Here is a 19,345-nt window from a genome sequence, read left to right as displayed (position 1 = left end):
TAGCGAAATGGCAGATAGTTCAAAAATTCTCTTAAGTGGCGAAGAAAACAGCGAACAAATTAAAATTGATCCAAGTGTTTTAGAAGTTATTTTGGGTATTGCTGCTGAAAAAGTTGATGGCGTTGCAGGTATGCGCGGAAGTCTAAGATCAGGTCTTAACTGGGTTCTTGGCCGTGAAGATCATGGTAAAGGCGTTAATGTTAAGGTTGACGAAGACAACAAGTTAGTTGCTGATGTTTACGTATATCTTGAAAGTGGCGTAAATGTTCCTAAAGTTGGTGTGGCAATTCAAAAGCAACTTAAGGCACAATTATTGCAAATGACTGACCTTGAACTAAAGTCAATTAATGTACACGTTGTAGGTTTAGTTTTCCCAGAAGATGAAAAAGATCCTGAGGAAACTACCTCAGAGCTGTTTCCGGAGGATGAAGTAGAGAAATAATGAACCAACACGAAAGTCGCAAAGTTGCTATGCAAGCCATTTATTTGGCTAATCAAGAGCCAGATTTAAATGCTGAAGAAGTTGAAGCTAAAGTCGTTACAGCGCTTAATTTAAAACAGCTTTCTGCCTATTCGAAGAAGTTGATCGAAGGTGTGCTTGAAAATCGTGCAGATTTACAATCTGCTTTGTCAGAGCACCTAAAAAAAGGCTGGCGTCTAGAGCGTGTAAGTCAAATTGTCGTTGCTATTATGGAAGTTGCTCTTTTTGAAATCAAAAATAGCGATGAAATTGATCCTAAAGCAGCAGTAAATGAAGCTTTGAATTTATGTGACGAATTTGCTGAGCCAAAAGAAAAGCCATTTATTAATGGTATGTTAGCAAACTTTGTTTAATGGATGAATAGCCGGCAGTTTTGCCGGCTATTTTTTTAACAGTAAGGAGAAAGTTAATGGGAAAAATTCTCGATGGTAAAGCTTTAGCAAATTTATTAGGGGAAAATCTTAAAAAAAAGGTTAAGAATTTAAAAGCTGAAGGAATAACGCCACATTTTTGCGTAATAAATATTGGTGATGATCCTGCTAGCAAAATTTATGTTCGCACCAAAAAGCGCAGAGCTGAAAAGATGGGCATTATTCAAGATATTTATCAAATGCCAGCTGATACTAAACAACAAGAAGCTTTAGACTTAATTGATAAGCTAAATGCGAATCCTAATATAAATGGGGTAATGGTCCAGTTGCCAGCTCCTGAACAAATTGATGCAGATGAGTTGCTGGAAAGAATCGATCCCAACAAAGACGTTGATGGCTTAACTCCTGCTAACATTGGTCGTCTATGGATGGAAGATCACTTTATTGAGCCAGCTACTGCAGAAGGAATTATTGCGCTTTTAAAACATTATGAAATTCCACTTAAGGGTAAGGACGTTGTTGTCATTGGTAGAAGCAATATTGTAGGTAAGCCCCTCGCTGCATTAATGCTTGAACAAAATGCGACAGTAACGATTGCTCACTCAGAAACCACTAACTTAGCCGAACTTACTAAGAGAGCCGATATCATTGTTTCGGCCACCGGTGAAGCGTTATTGGTTAAGGCTGACATGGTAAAAGATGGCGCCGTTGTTGTTGATGTAGGTATCAATCATCTTAATGGCAAATTAGTCGGCGACGTTGACTTTGATGCGGTTAAAGAAAAAGCCAGCTATATTACTCCTGTCCCTGGTGGTGTAGGTCCTCTTACTGTACAATTCTTAATGGAAGCAGTAGTTAAATTAACTAGGAGACAAAATGGCCGAAAATAAATATTTAACGGTTACAGATTTAAATTATTATATTACGCAGAAATTTAAAAACGACCCATACTTACATAAGGTCTTTCTGCAAGGTGAATTATCCAACTTTAGATATCGCCGTAATTCACACCAGTATTTTTCATTAAAGGATGAAAAATCAAAGATTAATGTGGTAATGTTTCGTTCATACTTCGACAAGGTTAAATTTAAACCGGAAGAAGGGATGAAGGTTTACGTTACTGGTTATGTCAGCGTGTATGGCCCTCAAGGTTCATATCAGTTTTACGCTGAAAACATGGAACCAGCTGGACTTGGTGCACTTTATGAGCAATTAAAGCAATTGCAGGCCAAGCTTGCTAAAGAAGGCTTGTTTAACCAAGATCATAAAAGAAGACTGCCACGCTTTCCTGACCGAATCGCAGTTGTAACCAGTGCTTCAGGTGCGGTTATTCACGATATCATGGTCACTGCTAACCGCCGTTTTCCTCATGCCGAAATCGACCTTTATCCTGCTCAAGTACAAGGTGATACTGCGGCAGATTCCTTAGTACGTGCGATGCATCAAATAGCTGAGCAAGGTGATAAGTATGACGTCATGATCATTGGCCGTGGTGGTGGTTCGCTTGAAGACTTATGGCCCTTTAACGAAGAAGAAGTGGTCCGTCAGATTTATGCAATGCCAATGCCGGTTATTTCTTCAGTTGGTCACGAAACAGATACCACTTTGTGTGACCTGGTAGCCGATGCCAGAGCTGCTACGCCAACTGCCGCCGCTGAGTATGCTACGCCAAATTTGGTTGATGAATTAGCCGGTATTCAGCAGCTGCGCAGTCGCTTATTCTCAAGCATGCAAGCAATTATTCGTGAAAAACGCGATCGCTTGAATCGAGTAAAGAACTCGGTTATTATGCGTGAACCAACGCGTTTATATGACCAGCAAATTGAGACGGTTGATCGCTTAAAGGATAGTTTGCATAACAGTATGCAAAATATGGTTGATCATTCAAAGCAGAGTTATCTTTTGTTAAAACAAAGATTATTTAGTGCAAGTCCAGATAAGCAGATGCAACAGATGCAGCAACAAGAGCGCTTTTTGGCCAAACGTTTGGCTGATAATATGCAGCACTACTTAAAAGACAAGCGCAACAGCTTTAGCAAGACCGTTCAGCAATTAGATGACTACAGTCCGCTTAAAACCTTAGAGCGTGGTTTTGTTTATACTACTGATGCTAATGGCAAGACAGTTAGTTCAGTAAAACAAGTTAAAAAGCAGGAAAGCTTGAACCTGCATTTCAAAGACGGTCAAGTTGAAGCAACAGTTACAAAAATAGAGGAAGAAAATAATGCCAACTAAGAAGAATAATTTTGAAGAACAATTAAACAATTTGGAACAAATCGTAACCAATCTTGAAAATGGTAATGTTCCATTGGAAGATGCATTGAAGCAATTCCAAGAAGGCGTAAAAATTAGTCGTGACTTGGATAAGAAGTTAACTAGTGCCGAAGAAACTGTAGCTAAGTTGATTGATAGCGACGGCACTGAACACAAATTGGATCCTAACAACGCATCAGCACCAGAGGAATAAAAATGACAGCATTTACTTACTTTAAAGATGATTGGACACCCGTTATTGATGATTATTTAGCTAGGCACTTAGCTGATGAAGTTGATAGCAAAAAGATTAGTCAAACTATGTCATATTCAGTAATGGCTGGTGGCAAGCGCCTTAGACCCCTTCTTTTCTTAGCTACACTAAATGCCTTAGGAAAGAAGATCGAAGAACCAGAAATTAGAATCGCCTGCGGAATTGAATTAATTCATACTTATTCACTGATTCATGATGATTTACCTGCAATGGATAATGATGATTATCGTCGCGGCAAATTGACCAGTCATAAAAAGTGGGGCGAAGCTGAAGCAATTTTAGCTGGGGATGCCTTGTTGCCACTCGGAATTCAATGGATTGCCCAAGGCAGTAATTCTGCGGAATTGGTAAAAATTATTACGCAAGCAGTGGGTCCTAACGGTATGGTTGGCGGTCAATATTTGGATATTGATTCTACCAATAATGAAAGTGTTGCTGGGGATGCTGATTTTATCAATAAGATGGAATGGCTAAAAACCGGTTGCTTAATCCAAGCTAGTGTTGAAATGGCCGCTGTTTATGCTAAGGCTACAGATATTGAACAAGTTAAGTTAATTGACTATGCTAAGGCCTTTGGTCGCTCTTATCAAATTTATGATGATCTGGTTGATGTTGTTGAAACTAGCGAAGAAGCTGGTAAAGCAACGCATAAGGACCAAGAAGAAGGCAAGAACAATACCTTGACTCTTCTTGGCATTGACAAGAGTCGTAAAGAATTAAGGGATTTGATTAAGCAAGCCAAAGATGATTTGCACGGCCTGAATGGTGAAATCTTGGCAGGATTTTTGGATCTATATCAAAAGGTGTTATAAATGACAAAGCAAAGAGCGGATATTTTATTAGCAGAACAAGGAATTTTTCACTCTCGTTCTGCAGCACAAAGAGCAATTATGGCGGGACTGGTTTCTGATCATAATCATCAAAGAATTGATAAAAGCGGAACTAAATTTCCAGAAGGCGAAAAGTTTTACGTTAAAGATGATGGAAAAAAGTATGTTTCGCGTGGCGGTTTTAAATTAGAAAAAGCCTTAAAAGTTTTTGATATTGATTTAAAGGATAAGATCTGTCTGGATATTGGTGCTTCAACTGGTGGTTTTACCGATGTAGCATTGCAAAATGGTGCCAAGATGGTTTATGCATTAGATGTTGGTTATAATCAGCTCGCTTGGCAACTCCGCGATGATCCAAGAGTTGTGGTAATGGAAAAGCAAAATTTCCGTTACTCTAAGCCAGAAGATTTTGATCAAGGTTTGCCTGACTTTGCGATGACCGATGTTTCATTTATTTCACTTGATTTGATCATGCCGCCAATGTGTGCCATTTTGAAGGATAAATGCGATGCTGTTTGTTTGATTAAGCCTCAGTTTGAAGCTGGTCCTGAAAATGTGGGTAAGCATGGTATTGTGCATGATCATGAAGTTCATAAGCAAGTCATTGAACATACTATGCAAAAAGCTTTGGACATCGGCTTCAACGTTTTAGGCGTTGATTATTCACCTATTAAGGGTGGTAAAGGCAATATCGAATTTTTGATTCATTTGCAAAAAGATGAAGCAGATGGTGGTCATAACCTATGGCAAGGTACCCCAGAGGAAGTAGTCGAGCGCGCTGTAAACGGGCTTTAGGAGTGATGAGATGCTAGTCGAACTGGATATTAAAAACTTTGCGATTATTAAAAGTCTGAAGGTTCGCTTTCAAGAAAAGATGACGGTCATTATTGGTGAAACCGGTGCTGGTAAATCGATTATTATTGATGCTGTTTCATTGTTAATGGGTGGCCGCGGTCAAAAAGAAATGATCAGATCGGGTGAAAATAAGGCTGTCATTACAGGACTGTTTGAGCTTGATGACCAGAAAGAAAAAATTGCTCAACTATGCGATCAATATGGTTTGCCTCATGATGATGATCAGTTGGTAATTAGCCGTGAACTGGCGGTTAAAGGCAGAAACGTAGTACGAATTAATGGACAGCTCACGACGATTAACGTTTTGCGTGATTTAGGCCATTATTTAGTTGATATTCATGGCCAGCACGATCAGCAAATTCTAATGGATCAGGATCGTCAGATTGATTTGGTTGATAATTATGCACCAGCTTCTTTTAAGGATGATTTGGCAGATTATCAAGCTGATTTTGAAAAATGGCAAAAGCTAACCCGTCAACTGCGTCATTTGCGTCAGGATGCACAGGAATTGGCACAAAAGCAAGATATTTTGCAATTTCAAAATAATGAATTGGAATCCGCTGACTTAGAGGATCCTGAAGAAGATGAAAAGCTCGAAGAAGAGTATAACGAGCTGAATAATTATCAAAAGATCGCAGATACAGCTAACTACTTTATGCAGCTTTACGATGATGATGAGCATGGAATAGCCACATTGTTGGGGGATGCACAGAATGCGGCTACCGACTTAACGGAGTTTGGTTCCAAGTTTAAGGACTTTGCCAAAACTGTTGATGACGGTGTTTATGCTTTAAATGATGCTCGCAGTGAATTGTCCAACTTGATGGACCAGATGGATTTTGACGAAGAACGTTTCCAATATGTCACTAATCGACTTGATACTTTGAATTCTTTGAAAAAAAAGTACGGTCCAACATTGAAAGACGTGTTTGATTTCTACAGCAAGGTACAAAAAGAACTCAGCCAGTTTGAAACTGGTGGCCTTGATGAAGAGAAGATTCAAGCTGAAGTTGCAGAAGTAGAAAAACGTTTAACGCAAAAAGCACGCAAGTTGCATTTAACTCGTGAAAAAGTAGCGCATTCACTAGAAGAGCAAATTAAGCAAGAGCTTGCTGACTTATACATGGAAAAAGCTCGCTTCTCAATCAATTTTGATGAAACTAAAACCTTTACTAAAAAGGGTACAGATGAAATTGTATTTCTCATTGCTCCAAACCCTGGTGAAGATTTGATGCCATTAGTAAAAATTGTTTCTGGTGGTGAACAATCAAGATTGATTTTAGCTTTGAAGGCTATCTTTAGCCGCGTTGAACCGGTAGGAACAATGATTTTTGACGAAATTGATACTGGTGTTTCTGGTCGTGTTTCTGCTGCGATTGGTAAAAAGATGCATTCTATTGGTCACAACAAGCAGGTAATTGCAATTACGCACTCACCTCAAGTAGCTGCTGCAGGTGATCAACGTTATCTTGTGGCTAAGCAAGTAAAAGATGGTTCAACCTTCACTCAGATTGGCCCATTAAGCAAGGAAGAAACAATTACTGCCATTGCACAAATGATGGCTGGACAAGACGTGACAGATGCAGCTAAGAAAAATGCCGCTGATTTGATTAAGAGCATAAAAGATGAATAGTATTAGCAAATTTTGGAATGAATTTTGTCAAAAAAATAAAATAGCGCCAAATGCATTAGAAGGAGCTTATGCATTTGGTGCTAATAGTCACGATGCAGATGTTTTGAGTGATTTGATTAATAGAGGAATCAAGACAGCAACAACAAGCATCTATATATCAGCAGATGATGTGCCAGTTGTTGGCATGTATTCGATTGTCTTAGATGGTAATAATCAACCAGTATGCGTCATAAAAAATGAGACCGTGGAGATCATGCCATTTAAAAACGTGTCTGAAAAACACGCTTACTTAGAAGGTGAAGGCGACCGCAGCTATGAATCTTGGAGAAAAGTTCATGAGGCTTTTTTCACCTGGGAATGCAAGGAAGAATTAGGTAAAAAATTTACCGAGGATACTGAGGTGGTCTGCGAGACCTTTACTAAAGTGGGCTAATTATAGGTCGACACGAAAAATATCATCGATATCAACGATGCGTAATATTTTTCGATCGATGTCGCGTAAAACGAAACGTCCAATTGAAATTCTTTTGGGAATTTGGCCAATCTCGTAGCTACCATCCTGAAAGGTAATTAAAATATAATTCTTGTGCAAAATAGCATAAGACAGACGTGCTAAAATTATGCCATTAAATTGGCTATAAATACAAAGCTTATCAGTATTGTATTCGAACAAATGGTGATAAGCTTTTTTTAGTTTTTTGGTTAAAAAATTAGACATATTGATCATCCTTTACTGAACCGATGTTCGATAAAATAATTATACGAACTTCGTTTCTACAAAACAAGCGTTTGGCACATGTAAAATAATAAAAAGTGAAAACTTGAAAATCTCGCGATTTTAGTGCAAACTAGATATATTAATAGTTACTAAGAGGAGTTCAGCATGGCAGATAAAGGTTTATTACTTGTACTTTCCGGTCCCTCAGGTGTTGGTAAAGGGACTGTAAAAAGTGCTATTGTGGAGAACAAGGTCTTTCCATTTGAATATTCAGTCTCAATGACTACTAGAAAACCTCGTCCAGGTGAAGTTGACGGCAAGGATTACTTCTTTGTCAGCGAGGAACGTTTTCAAGAAGCTATTAAAAATGGGGAGCTATTAGAATATAATGAATACGTTGGACATCATTATGGAACGCCCCTCGCTCCAGTGAAGAAGATGCTTCATGAAGGCAAGGATGTTTTACTTGAAATTGATGTCAATGGGGCACAAAAAGTGCGTGAAAAGATGCCAGATGGCGTATTCATCTTTTTAACCCCACCTGATTTACATACTTTGCATTTGCGATTAGAACATCGTGGTACAGAACCAGAAGAAGTAATTCGTGGTCGTATCAAGCAAGCCAGAAATGAAATTCTAGAAATGGAAGACTATGATTATGCAGTAGTTAATGATACAGTAGCTAATGCAGTAGATCATATTAAAGCAATTGTTGATGCAGAACATGTCAGTGTTAAACGTGTAATTGATGACTACCGCAAGATGGTCAAGGAGGATTAATTATGAGAATTACTTACCCATCAATTGATAAATTATTGTCACGTGTTGACTCACGTTACTCATTATCTGTTCTTGCTGCTAAGAGAGCACATGAACTTGAAGCTGGCGATCCCCCAACACTTGAACACTTTAAGTGTGATAAGGCCGTTGGTAAGGCACTTGAAGAAATCGCTGCTGGAAAAGTTACAGTTGACCCAGCACATGCCGAGGTTAACCTCGAAGATTAATTGATTGACCTTCATCCTATGGGGTGAAGGTCTTTTTTACAGGTGATTAGATGATTGCTCAAGTGATTGTAGATGTTGCGGCGCGACAGACTGATCGCGTTTTTGAATATCATGTTCCCTCTGACATTGAGAAGGAAATCCAAGTCGGGTCAAGAGTAGTAGTGCCTTTTGGACCCAGAAAAGTGCAAGGCTTTGTTATCGGCCTATCTGAAACTAGCAATTTTAAAGGCAAAATGAAGGATTTGTTGGTAGTGGTTGATGAAATGCCGCCACTAACGCCTGAATTAGTTAAATTATCTGCAGATTTAGCACAAAATATTTATTCATACCGGATCAAAATTTTACAGGCTATGCTGCCATGGGTGATGCGGGCCGGCTATCGTAAACTATTGCTACCTGCTAGTCCAAAGGCTAAAGAGATGCCGTTTTTTCAAGGCGATCCCATTGATTTAAATAAAATAACAGATTCAACACAAATCAAGAAAATCCGCAGTTTGCTAAAAAATGATGATGCCAAGATTGAGTATGTTGTCGACAATAAGGCTAAAAAGAAAAAGGAAAATCAATATGCATTGGCTTTGGCACCAGAAGAATATACTAAAATCTATAATACTTTGCGGCAAAATGCGGTAAAGCAAAAGCAGCTTTTGATGGATATCATTGAACATACCGATGCTTATCCCAAAACACAAAAGGAATTAGAAGCTGGATTGGGTTTAACCGCTGCAGTCTTGAATTCGGCTGTTAAAAAAGGCTGGCTAAAGAAAAAGGCAGTTGAAGTTTATCGTGATCCTTTAGCAGGCTTTAAAGATGATGAAAAACCAGCTCCAATCAAGTTAAATGATGAACAACAACATGCTTTAGACGAAATTGCCAAAGCTATCGATGAGAAAAAAGCTGAAACATTTTTGCTTGAAGGAATTACTGGTAGCGGCAAGACTGAAGTTTATTTGCATGCCATCAGTAAAGCTTTAGCCCAAGGCAGAACCGCCTTGATGCTGGTGCCAGAGATTTCGCTTACCCCACAGATGGTGCGTCAAGTAAAGGCAAGATTTGGTCAAGAAGTTGCTGTCTTGCACAGTGCGTTATCTGAAGGAGAAAAATATGATGAATGGCGCAGAATACGCCGCGGCGAAACCAAAGTAGTAGTTGGTGCCAGAAGTGCGGTTTTTGCACCGCTTAAAAATATCGGCTTAATCGTGATCGATGAGGAACACGAGTCATCATACAAGCAAGAGTCTGATCCGCGCTATAACGCTCGAGATGTGGCTATCTGGCGCAGTAAATACCATCACTGTCCACTTGTATTAGGCAGCGCAACGCCGTCTTTAGGAAGCCGTGCAAGGGCACAAAAGAATGTCTATCATCTTTTACGACTAACCAAGAGAGCCAACAATAAGAAGCTGCCTAAAGTAAGATTAATCGATTTAAAACATGTTCAATTTGCAGGCGGCCAATTTGATTTATCGCTTGAACTAGTTGATGCGATTAAAAAGCGACTAGAGAAAAAAGAACAAGTTATTTTGATGCTTAACCGTCGCGGTTTTGCCAACTTTATGCTTTGTCGAGAATGTGGCTTTGTCTTAAAATGTCCTAACTGTGATGTATCTTTGAACTTGCATAAGGATACTAACAGCATGCAGTGTCACTATTGTGGTCACACTGAACCAATTCCTACTCGTTGTCCTAATTGTCAAAGTTCTCAAATTCGTTTTTTGGGTACTGGAACGCAAAAAGTACAAGAAGAGTTGGAAGAACTTTTGCCAGGCGCTAGAATTTTACGCATGGATGTTGATACCACCCGTAGAAAGGGTAGCTACAAGAAAATTTTGGATGCATTTGGTAATCACGAAGCAGATATTTTACTTGGAACGCAAATGATTGCCAAAGGTTTGGATTTCCCTAATGTAACCTTGGTAGGAGTAATCAATGCCGATACAGGTTTGTGGTTCTCAGATTACAATGCTTCTGAAAAGACATTTGAGCTTTTAACGCAAGTTGCTGGGCGTGCTGGCCGAGCAGATAAAGAAGGAGAAGTGCTGATCCAGACATATAATCCGGAACACTACGCTATTCAATTAGCTAAGACGCAGGACTATGAGCGTTTTTATGGCTATGAAATGAACGTTAGACACGCTGGAAACTATCCACCATACTTCTTTACTGTTTTAATTTCAATTGCTGCTAAAAAAGAGCAAAACGCTGCAAGAGAAGCTTTTAAGATCAAACGCTATTTAACTAAAGAGCTTCATGCAGAAACGATTATTTTAGGGCCAACGCCAAGTGCAATTTCTCGTGTAAAAAATCAATATTATTACCAAATACTGGTAAAATATAAAAAAGAACCTAATTTGAATAAACTATTACACCATGTTCAGGATTCCGCACAGGAAGCAAAGAAGTATGGCTTAAGTATTTTTATTGATAATGAACCAGAAAGAATAATGTAGAGGAGATGCTGTAATGACATCAGTAATATTTATGGGAACACCGGAATTTTCAGTTCCAGTACTTGAAGGTTTAATTGAAAATAATTATGAAATTAAGGCTGTAGTAACTCAACCAGACAAGAAGGTTGGACGTAAGCAAAAAATTACTAAGAGTCCAGCTAAGGTTGCTGCAGAAAAACATAATTTACCTATTTACCAACCTGCAAAATTATCTGGCTCTGACGAAATGCAAGAATTAATTGATATGCACGCTGACTTAATTGTTACTGCAGCCTATGGTCAATTTTTGCCAACTAAGTTTTTGAATTCAGTTAAAATTGCTGCTGTAAATGTTCATGGCTCACTTTTGCCTAAGTATCGTGGCGGTGCACCAATCCAATATTCTTTAATTAACGGGGATGCCGAAACTGGTATTACCATTATGGAAATGGTCAAAAAGATGGACGCCGGCGATATTTATGCTCAAGAAGCAATTAAGATTCAACCGGATGATAATGCTGGTACTTTATTTGCCAAGTTGGCAATTGTAGGTCGTGATCTTTTGCTTAAGACTTTACCTTCAATTATTGATGGTACTGTTAAAAAGACGCCTCAAGATCCTGATAAAGTGGTCTTTTCACCTAATATTACCAAAGAGCAAGAAAGAATCACTACTAGCATGACAGCTACTGAAGCCAATAATATGATTCGTGCTCTTAACCCAGATCCAGGCGCTTACATGATGGTTGAAGGCAAGCGTTTCAAGGTTTGGAAGGCTGAAGTTGCTGATGAAACTACAGATTTGAAGCCAGGTTCAGTTGTCGCAAATAAGGGTCGCTTCGCTATTAGTTTTGCCGATGGTAATGTTTTGAATTTGCTTGAAGTACAACCAAGTGGCAAGAAGCGCATGAATATTAAGAACTTTTTGAACGGTCAAGGTAGCAAGTTTACACCAGGAGAAGAAATTGTCGACAAGTAAAAGCGCTCGTGCAATCAGCTTAGAAACATTAATCAAGGTTTTACAAGATAAATCCTATTCAAACATCAGCCTAAATAACAGTCTTAACCATTCAGATCTCTCACAGGCTGATCAAAATTTAGCCACTAAGATTGTTTATGGGACGATTCAGTATCGACTTTTTTTAGAGTATCAATTGAAAGGCTTAGTGAGAATTAAATTAACTGAGAAATATCTAAAGCCACTTTTATTGATGTCCATTTATCAAATTGTCTTTTTGGATAAAGTTCCCAATCGCGCGGTCTTAGATGAAGCAAATAAACTTGCTAAACAGTTTGGCAAGCATCACTCATCTGGCTATCGTGTAGTGAATGGAATTTTACGTTCATTTATTAGACGAGGCGTAATTTTACCTGACGCAAAAGATGAAATAAAATATTTGAGTGTAAAAGAAAGTATGCCTGAATGGCTAGTAAATTATTTTGCCAATTATTGGGGCATGGACCGTACTAAAAAGTTGCTTGAAAGCATCAATCAACCGGCTAAAAATAGTGTCCGCATTTCAGCATTATGTGATCGAGATCAAGTCTTTAATCAACTAAAAACGGAAGGTTATGAACCCGAATGGTCTAACTTATCTGTTAATGATATAATTTTAGGTCATGGCGGCGTTAGTCAAAGTGATTTATTCAAGCGCGGAAAATTGACAATTCAAGATGAAGCCGCTAGTTTAGTGATAGAATCTTTTGATTTTGATTCCAAAGAAGAGCATATTTTGGACGCATGTAGTGCTCCGGGCGGTAAAACCGTGCAAATGGCAGAGCGAGTTGTCGCCGGTGATGTAACAGCTTTAGACATTCATGAAAAGAAATTGCATTTAGTTAAAGAAAATGCGAAAAGAATGAATGTAGCTAATAAGGTTAAAATTAAAGCTTGTGATGCGCGCAAAGTACAAGATGTTTTCAAGCCGGGAGAATTTACTAAGATTTTAGTAGATGCACCTTGTTCTGGTTTAGGTTTATTAAGACGTAAGCCAGAAATTCGCTATACTAAGACTGAACGCGACTTGCAGAATTTACAAAAAATTCAATTGGCAATTTTAGATTCAGTTAGTCCATTATTAAAAGAAGACGGTGAATTAGTTTATTCTACTTGCTCAATTTCGGTAGAAGAAGATGAAGCCGTGGTCGAAAAATTCTTAAAATTGCATCCCGATTTCGAATTAAAGCCATTCAAGCTCAGCAAGTTGGAATCAAAGACTGGGATGCTAAAAATAATGCCTGACCAAGATAACAATGATGGATTTTTCATTGCTAAATTTAAGATGCGAGGTTAGATTTTTGATTGAAACAGCATACGCTTCTAGTATCGGTAAGGTACGAAAAAGCAATCAAGATTTTGTACAAGTTTTTAAAAATCGCAAGGGAATCACTTTGGCGGTCGTCTGCGACGGCATGGGTGGACATCAAGGCGGCGACGTAGCCTCAACAATGGCAGTTACGCATTTGGGGCATAACTTCGGCATTACCGACTTCACCGATACTAATATTGCGCATAAATGGTTGGATGTTCAGTTAAATTCTGAAAATGAAACCATTTTGAAAACGGCTGATAAGTTTCCCGATTTAAACGGAATGGGGACCACCATTGTTTTAGCCTTTGCTTTTGACAATGATGCTTTAATTGCTCATTTGGGTGATTCACGTGCATATAGCTACTCAGAAGGAAAGTTTGTTCAACTCACAGAAGACCATTCTTTAGTCAACGAATTGGTTAAAATGGGTCAAATTACCAAAGAACAAGCTAAGCATCACCCACAAAAGAACATTATTACTCAAGCTTTGGGTGTATCTAGTACGATTGATCCTGAGATTAATGAAATTAAATTGGGCGATAATGACATTATCTTGTTGTGTACCGATGGATTAACTAATTCTCTTAGTGATCCGCAAATTCAACAAATTTTGGCAACTAAAGAATTAAGTTTGAAAGAACGCTGCAATAAGTTAATTAGCGAGGCTAATCGATTAGGTGGTGGTGACAATATTACTGTCTGCCTAATTTGGAATAAGGAGGACGAAAGCAGTGATCGATAAAGGTTATCTGCTTGGAGAGCGCTATCGCATTATTGATACTTTAGGCGAAGGCGGGATGGCCAATGTTTATCTGGCTGAAGATATTATTTTACAGCGTAAAGTTGCTGTTAAAATCTTGCGCTTAGATTTGCAAAATGAACCTCAAACGCAAGCTCGCTTCCAAAGAGAAGCATTAGCTACCAGTGAGCTAAGTCATCCTAATATTGTCTCAGTTCTTGATGTTGGTACGGATCATGGACTTCCTTATATGGTAATGGAATATGTCGACGGTCCTGATTTAAAAGAATATATCCGTGAAAATTCTCCATTAGATTTGCGTGAAGTAATTCGCATCATGGATCAAATTTTAAGTGCGGTAGCTCTTGCTCACAAGCATAATGTGATTCACCGAGACTTAAAGCCACAAAATATCTTAATGGATAAAAGAGGTAATATTAAAATCGCCGATTTTGGTATTGCAGTAGCGCTTAACCAAAGCTCAATTACGCAAACTAATTCAGTGATGGGTTCTGTCCATTACATGTCACCAGAACAAACAAGAGGAGGATTGGTTACTAAGCAATCCGACATTTATTCTCTTGGGATCATTCTTTATGAATTGATTACAGGTACTGTGCCATTTAATGGGGATACGCCTGTTTCTGTTGCTTTAAAACATGCTCAAGAACCTATTCCTTCAATTAGAAAGAAAGACAAGAGCGTTCCGCAAGCATTAGAGAATGTCGTTTTAAAGGCGACAGCTAAGGATCCACGTGATCGTTACGCTTCTGCTCAAGTAATGAAGGCAGATCTTGATAGCAGTCTTGATCCCGAACGAAGCGATGAACCAATCTTTGTTCCGAATCACGGCAATAGCGATGATAAAACCATCGTTTTACCAGGATTTAAACCACAAAAGACTACTGCTGAGGAATCCAAGAAAGAGGAAAAATCAGAGGTAGAAGAAACACCTAAGAAAGAAAAAAAGAGCTTTTGGCAGAATGTTAAAGCTCATAAATGGTGGTGGATCTTTTCTGTGATTGCCGCTGGGTTGATTATTTTCATTATGATTTTTGCTTTAAGCGGCAATAATCAACCCAAGCAAGTCAATGTCCCTGATGTAACCAACATTGCTGAGAATGCAGCGGAGAGAAAGTTAGAAGCTGCTGGCTTGCAAGTGGGTAAAATTATTCGACGTCAATCTGATGATGTTAAAAAGGGCTATGTCATTGCCACTAAGCCGACGGCTGGCAATTCTCTTGATCGAGGAAAATCTGTCAATTTGATCGTTTCTAGCGGTTCAAGCATGGTAAAGGTGCCTGACGTAGTAGGCGATGATTATGATAAGGCCGCTGAGAAGTTAGAAAATCAGGGCTTCGATGTGGTTAGAGAAGATCAATTCTCAAGCAAGATTACTCAAGGCAACATCATTTCGCAAAGTATTGCTGCCGGGGTTGAAGTTAAGCCAACGCAAACTACAATTACTTTGGTAGTTTCTAGAGGTAAGGCTCCACGTCAAAGAAGTAATACGGTGACATTGAAAGATTTGCATAATTACTCATTAAAGAGTGCTCAAGATTATGCAAGAGATCATGGTTTAACTTTGCAGATTAATCAAAAGTACTCTGATGATGTCGAAAAAGGCTTAATCATTTCAATGGATCCAGGTCCTGGAACAAAAGTTGATCGTGGCTCAACCATTGCAATTAAGGTTTCTCGTGGACCCAAGGAAGAAAAAGAGACCACAATAACTAAGAACTTTACCGTAAACTATGTTGGGACAGCAGACGACAGTGCTGGAGAAACAGATAATAATAAAGATGAAGACAGTTCATCCAGCAAGTCAAGTTCTACTAAGGGCGATCATGTTCAGATCTATATTAAGGACGACGATCACTACTTAAGCAATATTTACCGTGATCTTTATATTAAACGTGATATGAGCTTCTCAATTCCATTTTCAATTAAGAATGGTGCAGGACAATTAAGAGTAGTCCGCAATGGAGAAACTATCTTGAATGAAAAGGTGACTAAATAAATGAAACTAGCACAAGGAACTGTTATTGGTTTAATTGCTGGTTATTATGACGTAGAAACCGCTGCGGGTATCGTGAGAACGCGTGCTCGTGGCGTTTTTCGTCAAAAAAAGCAAAAACCAGCAGTAGGAGACCGAGTAGAAATCCAGATCGATGACAAAGGAATGAGTTATCTGGTTAAAATTATGCCGCGGTTAAATCGAATTGGCCGTCCAGCTGTCGCAAATGTTAGCCATGTATTATTGGTAATTTCTGCGGTTGAACCAGATTTTTCATTAGAATTATTAGACCGCTTTTTGATTTTCTTTTCTTGGCAAAAGGTAAAGGCAACTATTTATTTGTCTAAGGCTGATCTGATCGACGATGATAAACTTAGTGAAATAAAAAAATCTTTAGCTTACTATCAAGAAATCGGTTATCCTGTTTTTACTGACTATCATGATGTACAAATTAAGATTCCAGAATTGATCGGTAAAGATCAAATTTGGACGCTAGCGGGACAATCTGGTGCGGGTAAGTCAACTTTATTGAATCACTTAAAAGAAGACGCTCATCAAGCTACAGGCGAAATTTCGACTAGTTTAAACCGCGGTAAGCACACTACTAGAAAAGTAGAATTGTTTAAGTTGGGCGAAGGCTTCCTTGCTGATACACCTGGCTTTTCTTCAATTGATTTGACCCCAATTAAACTTAATGAATTATGCAATTACTTTGTGGAATTCAAGCGTGCTAGTCAAAAATGTAAGTTTCGCGGCTGTCAGCACTTGAAAGAACCAGGTTGTGAAGTAAAGAAGCTGCTTGAAGAAGGTAAAATTTTAGCAAGCCGATACAAGGATTATTTGGCAATGCGGACCGAAATTAGTGAAGGCCGCATCCCCGAATACTTAAAATAACGGAGGAAAATATGCTTATTGCACCATCAATTTTGAATGCAGATAATCTAAATTTAGAAAATGATGTCAAAGATGCCATTGCTGCAGGAATTAGCAGATTTCACATCGATATTATGGATGGACATTTTGTGCCTAATCTTTCTTTTGGACCTCAATTGGTTCAAGACTTCAAACGTGAATTTCCGATGACAGAATCAGAAATTCATTTAATGAGTGATAATCCAGATGATCTTATACCAGCCTTTGTGGATGCGGGTGCTGATCTGATTGAACTTCACTATGAAGCAATGAGTGAGAAGAAATTGGATTATTGGCTTGATTACTTAATTTCCAATGATGTCAAAACTTCTTTAGCAATTAATCCTGATACGCCTAGCAATGTTGTAGCTAAGTTTGCATCTAAGCTTGATCAGGTATTAGTAATGACGGTTCATCCTGGCTTTGGCGGACAAAAATTTATTGAGGATTCTGCTGAGAAAATTAAACAGGCTAGAGAAATTGTTAGCAACGATATTGCTATTGAAGTAGATGGCGGTGTTAATGATCAAACTATTAAAATCGCCAAGGATGCTGGTGCTAATGTCTTTGTAGTGGGTTCATATTTATATAAAAATGGTGATATAGCTAACCAAGTTCGTAAATTAGAAAATGTCATTAAATAATGAGAGTATATGCATTATTAGGTGGCCCGACTGATTTATGGCCCCAGGATATTAAAGAGCAGCTATTAGAGGCTAAACGCAATCATGGATTGATTTTCGGTGTCGATCGTGGTGCCTTGTTTTTAGAAGAACTAGGTATTACGCCCGATGTAGCGATTGGCGACTTTGATTCATTACAAGATAATGATTTGGCACGGATTGAAAAGAGTGTAACAGACATCCGCTATTCTAACCCAGTTAAAGATTTGACCGATTCGGAGTTAATGCTGAAAACGGTTTTTAACGACTATCATGCAGATAAATTAACTATTTTAGGTGCAACCGGTGGCAGACTAGACCACTTCTTGATTAATTTATTGATGCTTCTTAATCCGGCTGTTAATCAATTTGCGCCAAAGGTAGAATTGTCAGATAAACAAAACAGCATCGAATTCTTTAATCCAGGGATGCATGTGATTGAGAGAAAGGAAGAATATCCGTATATCGGTTTTGCTTTGCTCTCTGCAACTGAGGATTTTAATATAATTGGTGCAAGATATGATCTGAAAAATTATTCAGGTAAGTATCCTCGCGTTTTTTCATCAAATGAATTTTTACCTAACAGCGACAGTTTCAAGATTACCTTTAAACAAGGCTTGATTGCGGCAATTTATTCTAAAGATATCAATCGCTTTCATAATCTTTGAAAAAGTGTGAAAATAGGGTAAAGAAAAAGAAATGAGGAAATATTATGAAGTATACTGATTTTGAAAAAGATGTTGCTGATTTCGAAAACGGTCGCTATGAAGCCAGACTTGATCGTGCTAAGAGAAATGTAGAGGACTACATGCACAAGAATCACGTTCATGTTTTTGATAAAAAGAAGAATAAGGAAGTTGCTACAATTAACGGTGCGGCTAGAAACGTTACTTATCAAGATTTAGGTTTGCCAACTAAGCTTGGTGAAATGATTACTGAGTATGCTTATACGCCAATCGATGAAAGAATGGCAGAAGAAATTTCAGACGATGATAAGCATCACAACATTATGAAATAAAAGAAAAAGGGACAGCGTGAAGCTGTCCCTTTTATGATTGCTAAAAAAGCGTAAAAAAATAGTCTACCAGATCGAAGATCTAATAGGCTTTTTTATTATTAGGCACGAGTAACTTTACCAGACTTTAAAGCCTTGGTTGAAACCCAAACGCGCTTTGGCTTACCGTCAACAAGAATGCGAACTTTTTGAAGGTTTGGCTTCCAAGCACGACGAGCTGAGTTCATTGAGTGTGAACGTTTGTTACCGAATGTAGTCTTCTTACCTGTTACGTAATCTTTTGCCATTTGCTAAACCTCCTTTATTTGTGGTGTCATACTTAATTAGATTATCATATGTTTTGAAGCAATTCAACTCTAAAAGGATTTTTTTACAACGTATTTTGTTTATTGATTGAGTAAGTACTATGATAAAATAATAAACGTATACATAGATAATGAGACGGAGGACAAAGATGGCTGTTAAGATCAAGACAAAAGATGGTTTGATTGATATTTCAAACGGTGTAATTGCAACTGTTGTTGGTGGCGCAGCTACGTCTAATTATGGCGTTGTAGGAATGGCATCTAAGAATGCTATTCGCGATGGCTTTGACGGGATTCTTAACCGCGCCAACTATAAACGTGGCGTTGTTGTAAAGTCAGAAGATAATGAAATTACTGTTGACGTGTACATTATTGTTGGTTATGGACTTAAGATTTCTGAAGTAAGTAAGAATGTTCAAGACAGTGTTAAATTCAATCTTTCTAATCAATTAGGAATTAACACTAAAGCCGTTAATGTAATCGTTCAAAGCGTAAAAGTACTTGACGAATAACGTAAGCGGAGGTTTTAAAT

The 19,345-nt window shown here is 38.3% G+C and carries 23 protein-coding genes; 21 read left to right on the top strand and 2 right to left on the bottom strand.

The window, feature by feature from the left end:
- Positions 1 to 7: 7 nt before the first annotated feature.
- From BN1206_RS06295 to BN1206_RS06255, 9 genes are read left to right on the top strand one after another with little or no spacing between them, the layout of a single operon-like run.
- Entirely contained in the window at positions 8 to 442 is a 435-nt protein-coding gene (locus BN1206_RS06295) for an Asp23/Gls24 family envelope stress response protein (protein ID WP_013438203.1), read from the top strand.
- Positions 442 to 834, top strand: a complete 393-nt coding sequence (nusB, locus tag BN1206_RS06290; RefSeq protein WP_013438202.1) for a transcription antitermination factor NusB — start codon at positions 442 to 444, stop codon at positions 832 to 834. Before BN1206_RS06295 ends, nusB begins: the two co-directional genes overlap by 1 nt.
- A 56-nt stretch (positions 835 to 890) precedes the next feature.
- Entirely contained in the window at positions 891 to 1,742 is an 852-nt protein-coding gene (locus tag BN1206_RS06285; RefSeq protein WP_013438201.1) for a bifunctional methylenetetrahydrofolate dehydrogenase/methenyltetrahydrofolate cyclohydrolase, read from the top strand.
- Positions 1,729 to 3,087 carry an exodeoxyribonuclease VII large subunit gene (gene xseA / locus BN1206_RS06280; protein WP_013438200.1) on the top strand — a complete coding sequence of 453 codons (1,359 nt, stop codon included), beginning with the start codon at positions 1,729 to 1,731 and terminating at the stop codon, positions 3,085 to 3,087. The genes BN1206_RS06285 and xseA overlap by 14 nt, the downstream gene beginning before the upstream one ends.
- Positions 3,077 to 3,319: an exodeoxyribonuclease VII small subunit gene (locus BN1206_RS06275; RefSeq protein ID WP_007125351.1), complete on the top strand. Its 243-nt coding sequence runs from the start codon at positions 3,077 to 3,079 to the stop codon at positions 3,317 to 3,319. Before xseA ends, BN1206_RS06275 begins: the two co-directional genes overlap by 11 nt.
- A 2-nt stretch (positions 3,320 to 3,321) precedes the next feature.
- Positions 3,322 to 4,191, top strand: a complete 870-nt coding sequence (locus tag BN1206_RS06270) for a polyprenyl synthetase family protein (protein WP_013438199.1) — start codon at positions 3,322 to 3,324, stop codon at positions 4,189 to 4,191.
- Positions 4,192 to 5,004 carry a TlyA family RNA methyltransferase gene (locus BN1206_RS06265; RefSeq protein ID WP_013438198.1) on the top strand — a complete coding sequence of 271 codons (813 nt, stop codon included), beginning with the start codon at positions 4,192 to 4,194 and terminating at the stop codon, positions 5,002 to 5,004.
- Positions 5,005 to 5,014: 10 nt separating this feature from the next.
- Positions 5,015 to 6,697: a DNA repair protein RecN gene (recN, locus tag BN1206_RS06260; protein WP_014565970.1), complete on the top strand. Its 1,683-nt coding sequence runs from the start codon at positions 5,015 to 5,017 to the stop codon at positions 6,695 to 6,697.
- Entirely contained in the window at positions 6,690 to 7,130 is a 441-nt protein-coding gene (locus tag BN1206_RS06255; protein ID WP_052543070.1) for an ASCH domain-containing protein, read from the top strand. The genes recN and BN1206_RS06255 overlap by 8 nt, the downstream gene beginning before the upstream one ends.
- Here the strand turns inward: BN1206_RS06255 and BN1206_RS06250 are convergent, their stop codons facing one another.
- Positions 7,131 to 7,415, bottom strand: coding sequence for a hypothetical protein (locus tag BN1206_RS06250; protein ID WP_052543069.1), 285 nt, complete (start codon positions 7,413 to 7,415; stop codon positions 7,131 to 7,133).
- Between the two features lie 165 nt (positions 7,416 to 7,580).
- Between BN1206_RS06250 and gmk the strand changes: the two genes are divergently transcribed.
- From gmk to BN1206_RS06195, 11 genes are read left to right on the top strand one after another with little or no spacing between them, the layout of a single operon-like run.
- A complete protein-coding gene (gene gmk / locus BN1206_RS06245; RefSeq protein ID WP_013438195.1) occupies positions 7,581 to 8,195 on the top strand; it encodes a guanylate kinase in 615 nt (204 codons plus the stop codon).
- A 2-nt stretch (positions 8,196 to 8,197) separates the two neighbouring features.
- Positions 8,198 to 8,422: a DNA-directed RNA polymerase subunit omega gene (gene rpoZ, locus BN1206_RS06240; protein WP_003547927.1), complete on the top strand. Its 225-nt coding sequence runs from the start codon at positions 8,198 to 8,200 to the stop codon at positions 8,420 to 8,422.
- A 50-nt stretch (positions 8,423 to 8,472) separates the two neighbouring features.
- On the top strand, positions 8,473 to 10,872 hold the full coding sequence (gene priA, locus BN1206_RS06235; protein ID WP_052543068.1) for a primosomal protein N': 2,400 nt from the start codon (positions 8,473 to 8,475) through the stop codon (positions 10,870 to 10,872).
- A 13-nt stretch (positions 10,873 to 10,885) separates the two neighbouring features.
- Positions 10,886 to 11,830, top strand: coding sequence for a methionyl-tRNA formyltransferase (gene fmt / locus BN1206_RS06230; RefSeq protein WP_013642174.1), 945 nt, complete (start codon positions 10,886 to 10,888; stop codon positions 11,828 to 11,830).
- Positions 11,817 to 13,145: a 16S rRNA (cytosine(967)-C(5))-methyltransferase RsmB gene (gene rsmB, locus BN1206_RS06225; RefSeq protein WP_052543067.1), complete on the top strand. Its 1,329-nt coding sequence runs from the start codon at positions 11,817 to 11,819 to the stop codon at positions 13,143 to 13,145. Before fmt ends, rsmB begins: the two co-directional genes overlap by 14 nt.
- Positions 13,146 to 13,149: 4 nt before the next feature.
- The gene (locus tag BN1206_RS06220; protein ID WP_013438191.1) at positions 13,150 to 13,905 is read left to right on the top strand and encodes a Stp1/IreP family PP2C-type Ser/Thr phosphatase; all 756 of its coding nucleotides are present in this window, start codon (positions 13,150 to 13,152) and stop codon (positions 13,903 to 13,905) included.
- Positions 13,895 to 15,922 carry a Stk1 family PASTA domain-containing Ser/Thr kinase gene (pknB, locus tag BN1206_RS06215; RefSeq protein WP_022087353.1) on the top strand — a complete coding sequence of 676 codons (2,028 nt, stop codon included), beginning with the start codon at positions 13,895 to 13,897 and terminating at the stop codon, positions 15,920 to 15,922. The genes BN1206_RS06220 and pknB overlap by 11 nt, the downstream gene beginning before the upstream one ends.
- Entirely contained in the window at positions 15,923 to 16,813 is an 891-nt protein-coding gene (gene rsgA / locus BN1206_RS06210; RefSeq protein WP_013438189.1) for a ribosome small subunit-dependent GTPase A, read from the top strand. It begins immediately after the preceding gene.
- 11 nt (positions 16,814 to 16,824) lie between these two features.
- Positions 16,825 to 17,475, top strand: coding sequence for a ribulose-phosphate 3-epimerase (gene rpe / locus BN1206_RS06205; RefSeq protein ID WP_052543066.1), 651 nt, complete (start codon positions 16,825 to 16,827; stop codon positions 17,473 to 17,475).
- A complete protein-coding gene (locus tag BN1206_RS06200) occupies positions 17,475 to 18,161 on the top strand; it encodes a thiamine diphosphokinase (RefSeq protein ID WP_052543065.1) in 687 nt (228 codons plus the stop codon). The genes rpe and BN1206_RS06200 overlap by 1 nt, the downstream gene beginning before the upstream one ends.
- A gap of 44 nt (positions 18,162 to 18,205) precedes the next feature.
- Positions 18,206 to 18,511, top strand: a complete 306-nt coding sequence (locus tag BN1206_RS06195; protein ID WP_013438186.1) for a hypothetical protein — start codon at positions 18,206 to 18,208, stop codon at positions 18,509 to 18,511.
- Between the two features lie 98 nt (positions 18,512 to 18,609).
- Here the strand turns inward: BN1206_RS06195 and rpmB are convergent, their stop codons facing one another.
- On the bottom strand, positions 18,610 to 18,795 hold the full coding sequence (rpmB, locus tag BN1206_RS06190) for a 50S ribosomal protein L28 (RefSeq protein WP_007125368.1): 186 nt from the start codon (positions 18,793 to 18,795) through the stop codon (positions 18,610 to 18,612).
- Positions 18,796 to 18,962: 167 nt separating this feature from the next.
- On the opposite strand from rpmB, the gene BN1206_RS06185 reads away from it, so the two are divergent.
- Positions 18,963 to 19,325: an Asp23/Gls24 family envelope stress response protein gene (locus tag BN1206_RS06185; RefSeq protein WP_003547910.1), complete on the top strand. Its 363-nt coding sequence runs from the start codon at positions 18,963 to 18,965 to the stop codon at positions 19,323 to 19,325.
- The last annotated feature ends 20 nt before the right edge of the window (positions 19,326 to 19,345 follow it).

The sequence above is a fragment of the Lactobacillus sp. OTU4228 genome (genome assembly GCF_001006945.1).
In the GTDB taxonomy this organism is placed as follows: Bacteria; Bacillota; Bacilli; order Lactobacillales; family Lactobacillaceae; genus Lactobacillus; species Lactobacillus amylovorus.
Note: the sequence above shows the minus strand (reverse complement) of the source record. Positions and strands in the feature narration are given on the sequence as shown.

Bases quoted from the DNA above. Each gene is read 5' to 3' on its own strand.
- BN1206_RS06295 (WP_013438203.1), top strand. From the start codon at position 8: ATGGCAGATAGTTCAAAAATTCTCTTAAGTGGCGAAGAAAACAGCGAA.
- nusB (WP_013438202.1), top strand. From the start codon at position 442: ATGAACCAACACGAAAGTCGCAAAGTTGCTATGCAAGCCATTTATTTG.
- BN1206_RS06285 (WP_013438201.1), top strand. From the start codon at position 891: ATGGGAAAAATTCTCGATGGTAAAGCTTTAGCAAATTTATTAGGGGAA.
- xseA (WP_013438200.1), top strand. From the start codon at position 1,729: ATGGCCGAAAATAAATATTTAACGGTTACAGATTTAAATTATTATATT.
- BN1206_RS06275 (WP_007125351.1), top strand. From the start codon at position 3,077: ATGCCAACTAAGAAGAATAATTTTGAAGAACAATTAAACAATTTGGAA.
- BN1206_RS06270 (WP_013438199.1), top strand. From the start codon at position 3,322: ATGACAGCATTTACTTACTTTAAAGATGATTGGACACCCGTTATTGAT.
- BN1206_RS06265 (WP_013438198.1), top strand. From the start codon at position 4,192: ATGACAAAGCAAAGAGCGGATATTTTATTAGCAGAACAAGGAATTTTT.
- recN (WP_014565970.1), top strand. From the start codon at position 5,015: ATGCTAGTCGAACTGGATATTAAAAACTTTGCGATTATTAAAAGTCTG.
- BN1206_RS06255 (WP_052543070.1), top strand. From the start codon at position 6,690: ATGAATAGTATTAGCAAATTTTGGAATGAATTTTGTCAAAAAAATAAA.
- BN1206_RS06250 (WP_052543069.1), bottom strand. From the start codon at position 7,415: ATGTCTAATTTTTTAACCAAAAAACTAAAAAAAGCTTATCACCATTTG.
- gmk (WP_013438195.1), top strand. From the start codon at position 7,581: ATGGCAGATAAAGGTTTATTACTTGTACTTTCCGGTCCCTCAGGTGTT.
- rpoZ (WP_003547927.1), top strand. From the start codon at position 8,198: ATGAGAATTACTTACCCATCAATTGATAAATTATTGTCACGTGTTGAC.
- priA (WP_052543068.1), top strand. From the start codon at position 8,473: ATGATTGCTCAAGTGATTGTAGATGTTGCGGCGCGACAGACTGATCGC.
- fmt (WP_013642174.1), top strand. From the start codon at position 10,886: ATGACATCAGTAATATTTATGGGAACACCGGAATTTTCAGTTCCAGTA.
- rsgA (WP_013438189.1), top strand. From the start codon at position 15,923: ATGAAACTAGCACAAGGAACTGTTATTGGTTTAATTGCTGGTTATTAT.
- rpe (WP_052543066.1), top strand. From the start codon at position 16,825: ATGCTTATTGCACCATCAATTTTGAATGCAGATAATCTAAATTTAGAA.
- BN1206_RS06200 (WP_052543065.1), top strand. From the start codon at position 17,475: ATGAGAGTATATGCATTATTAGGTGGCCCGACTGATTTATGGCCCCAG.
- BN1206_RS06195 (WP_013438186.1), top strand. From the start codon at position 18,206: ATGAAGTATACTGATTTTGAAAAAGATGTTGCTGATTTCGAAAACGGT.
- rpmB (WP_007125368.1), bottom strand. From the start codon at position 18,795: ATGGCAAAAGATTACGTAACAGGTAAGAAGACTACATTCGGTAACAAA.
- BN1206_RS06185 (WP_003547910.1), top strand. From the start codon at position 18,963: ATGGCTGTTAAGATCAAGACAAAAGATGGTTTGATTGATATTTCAAAC.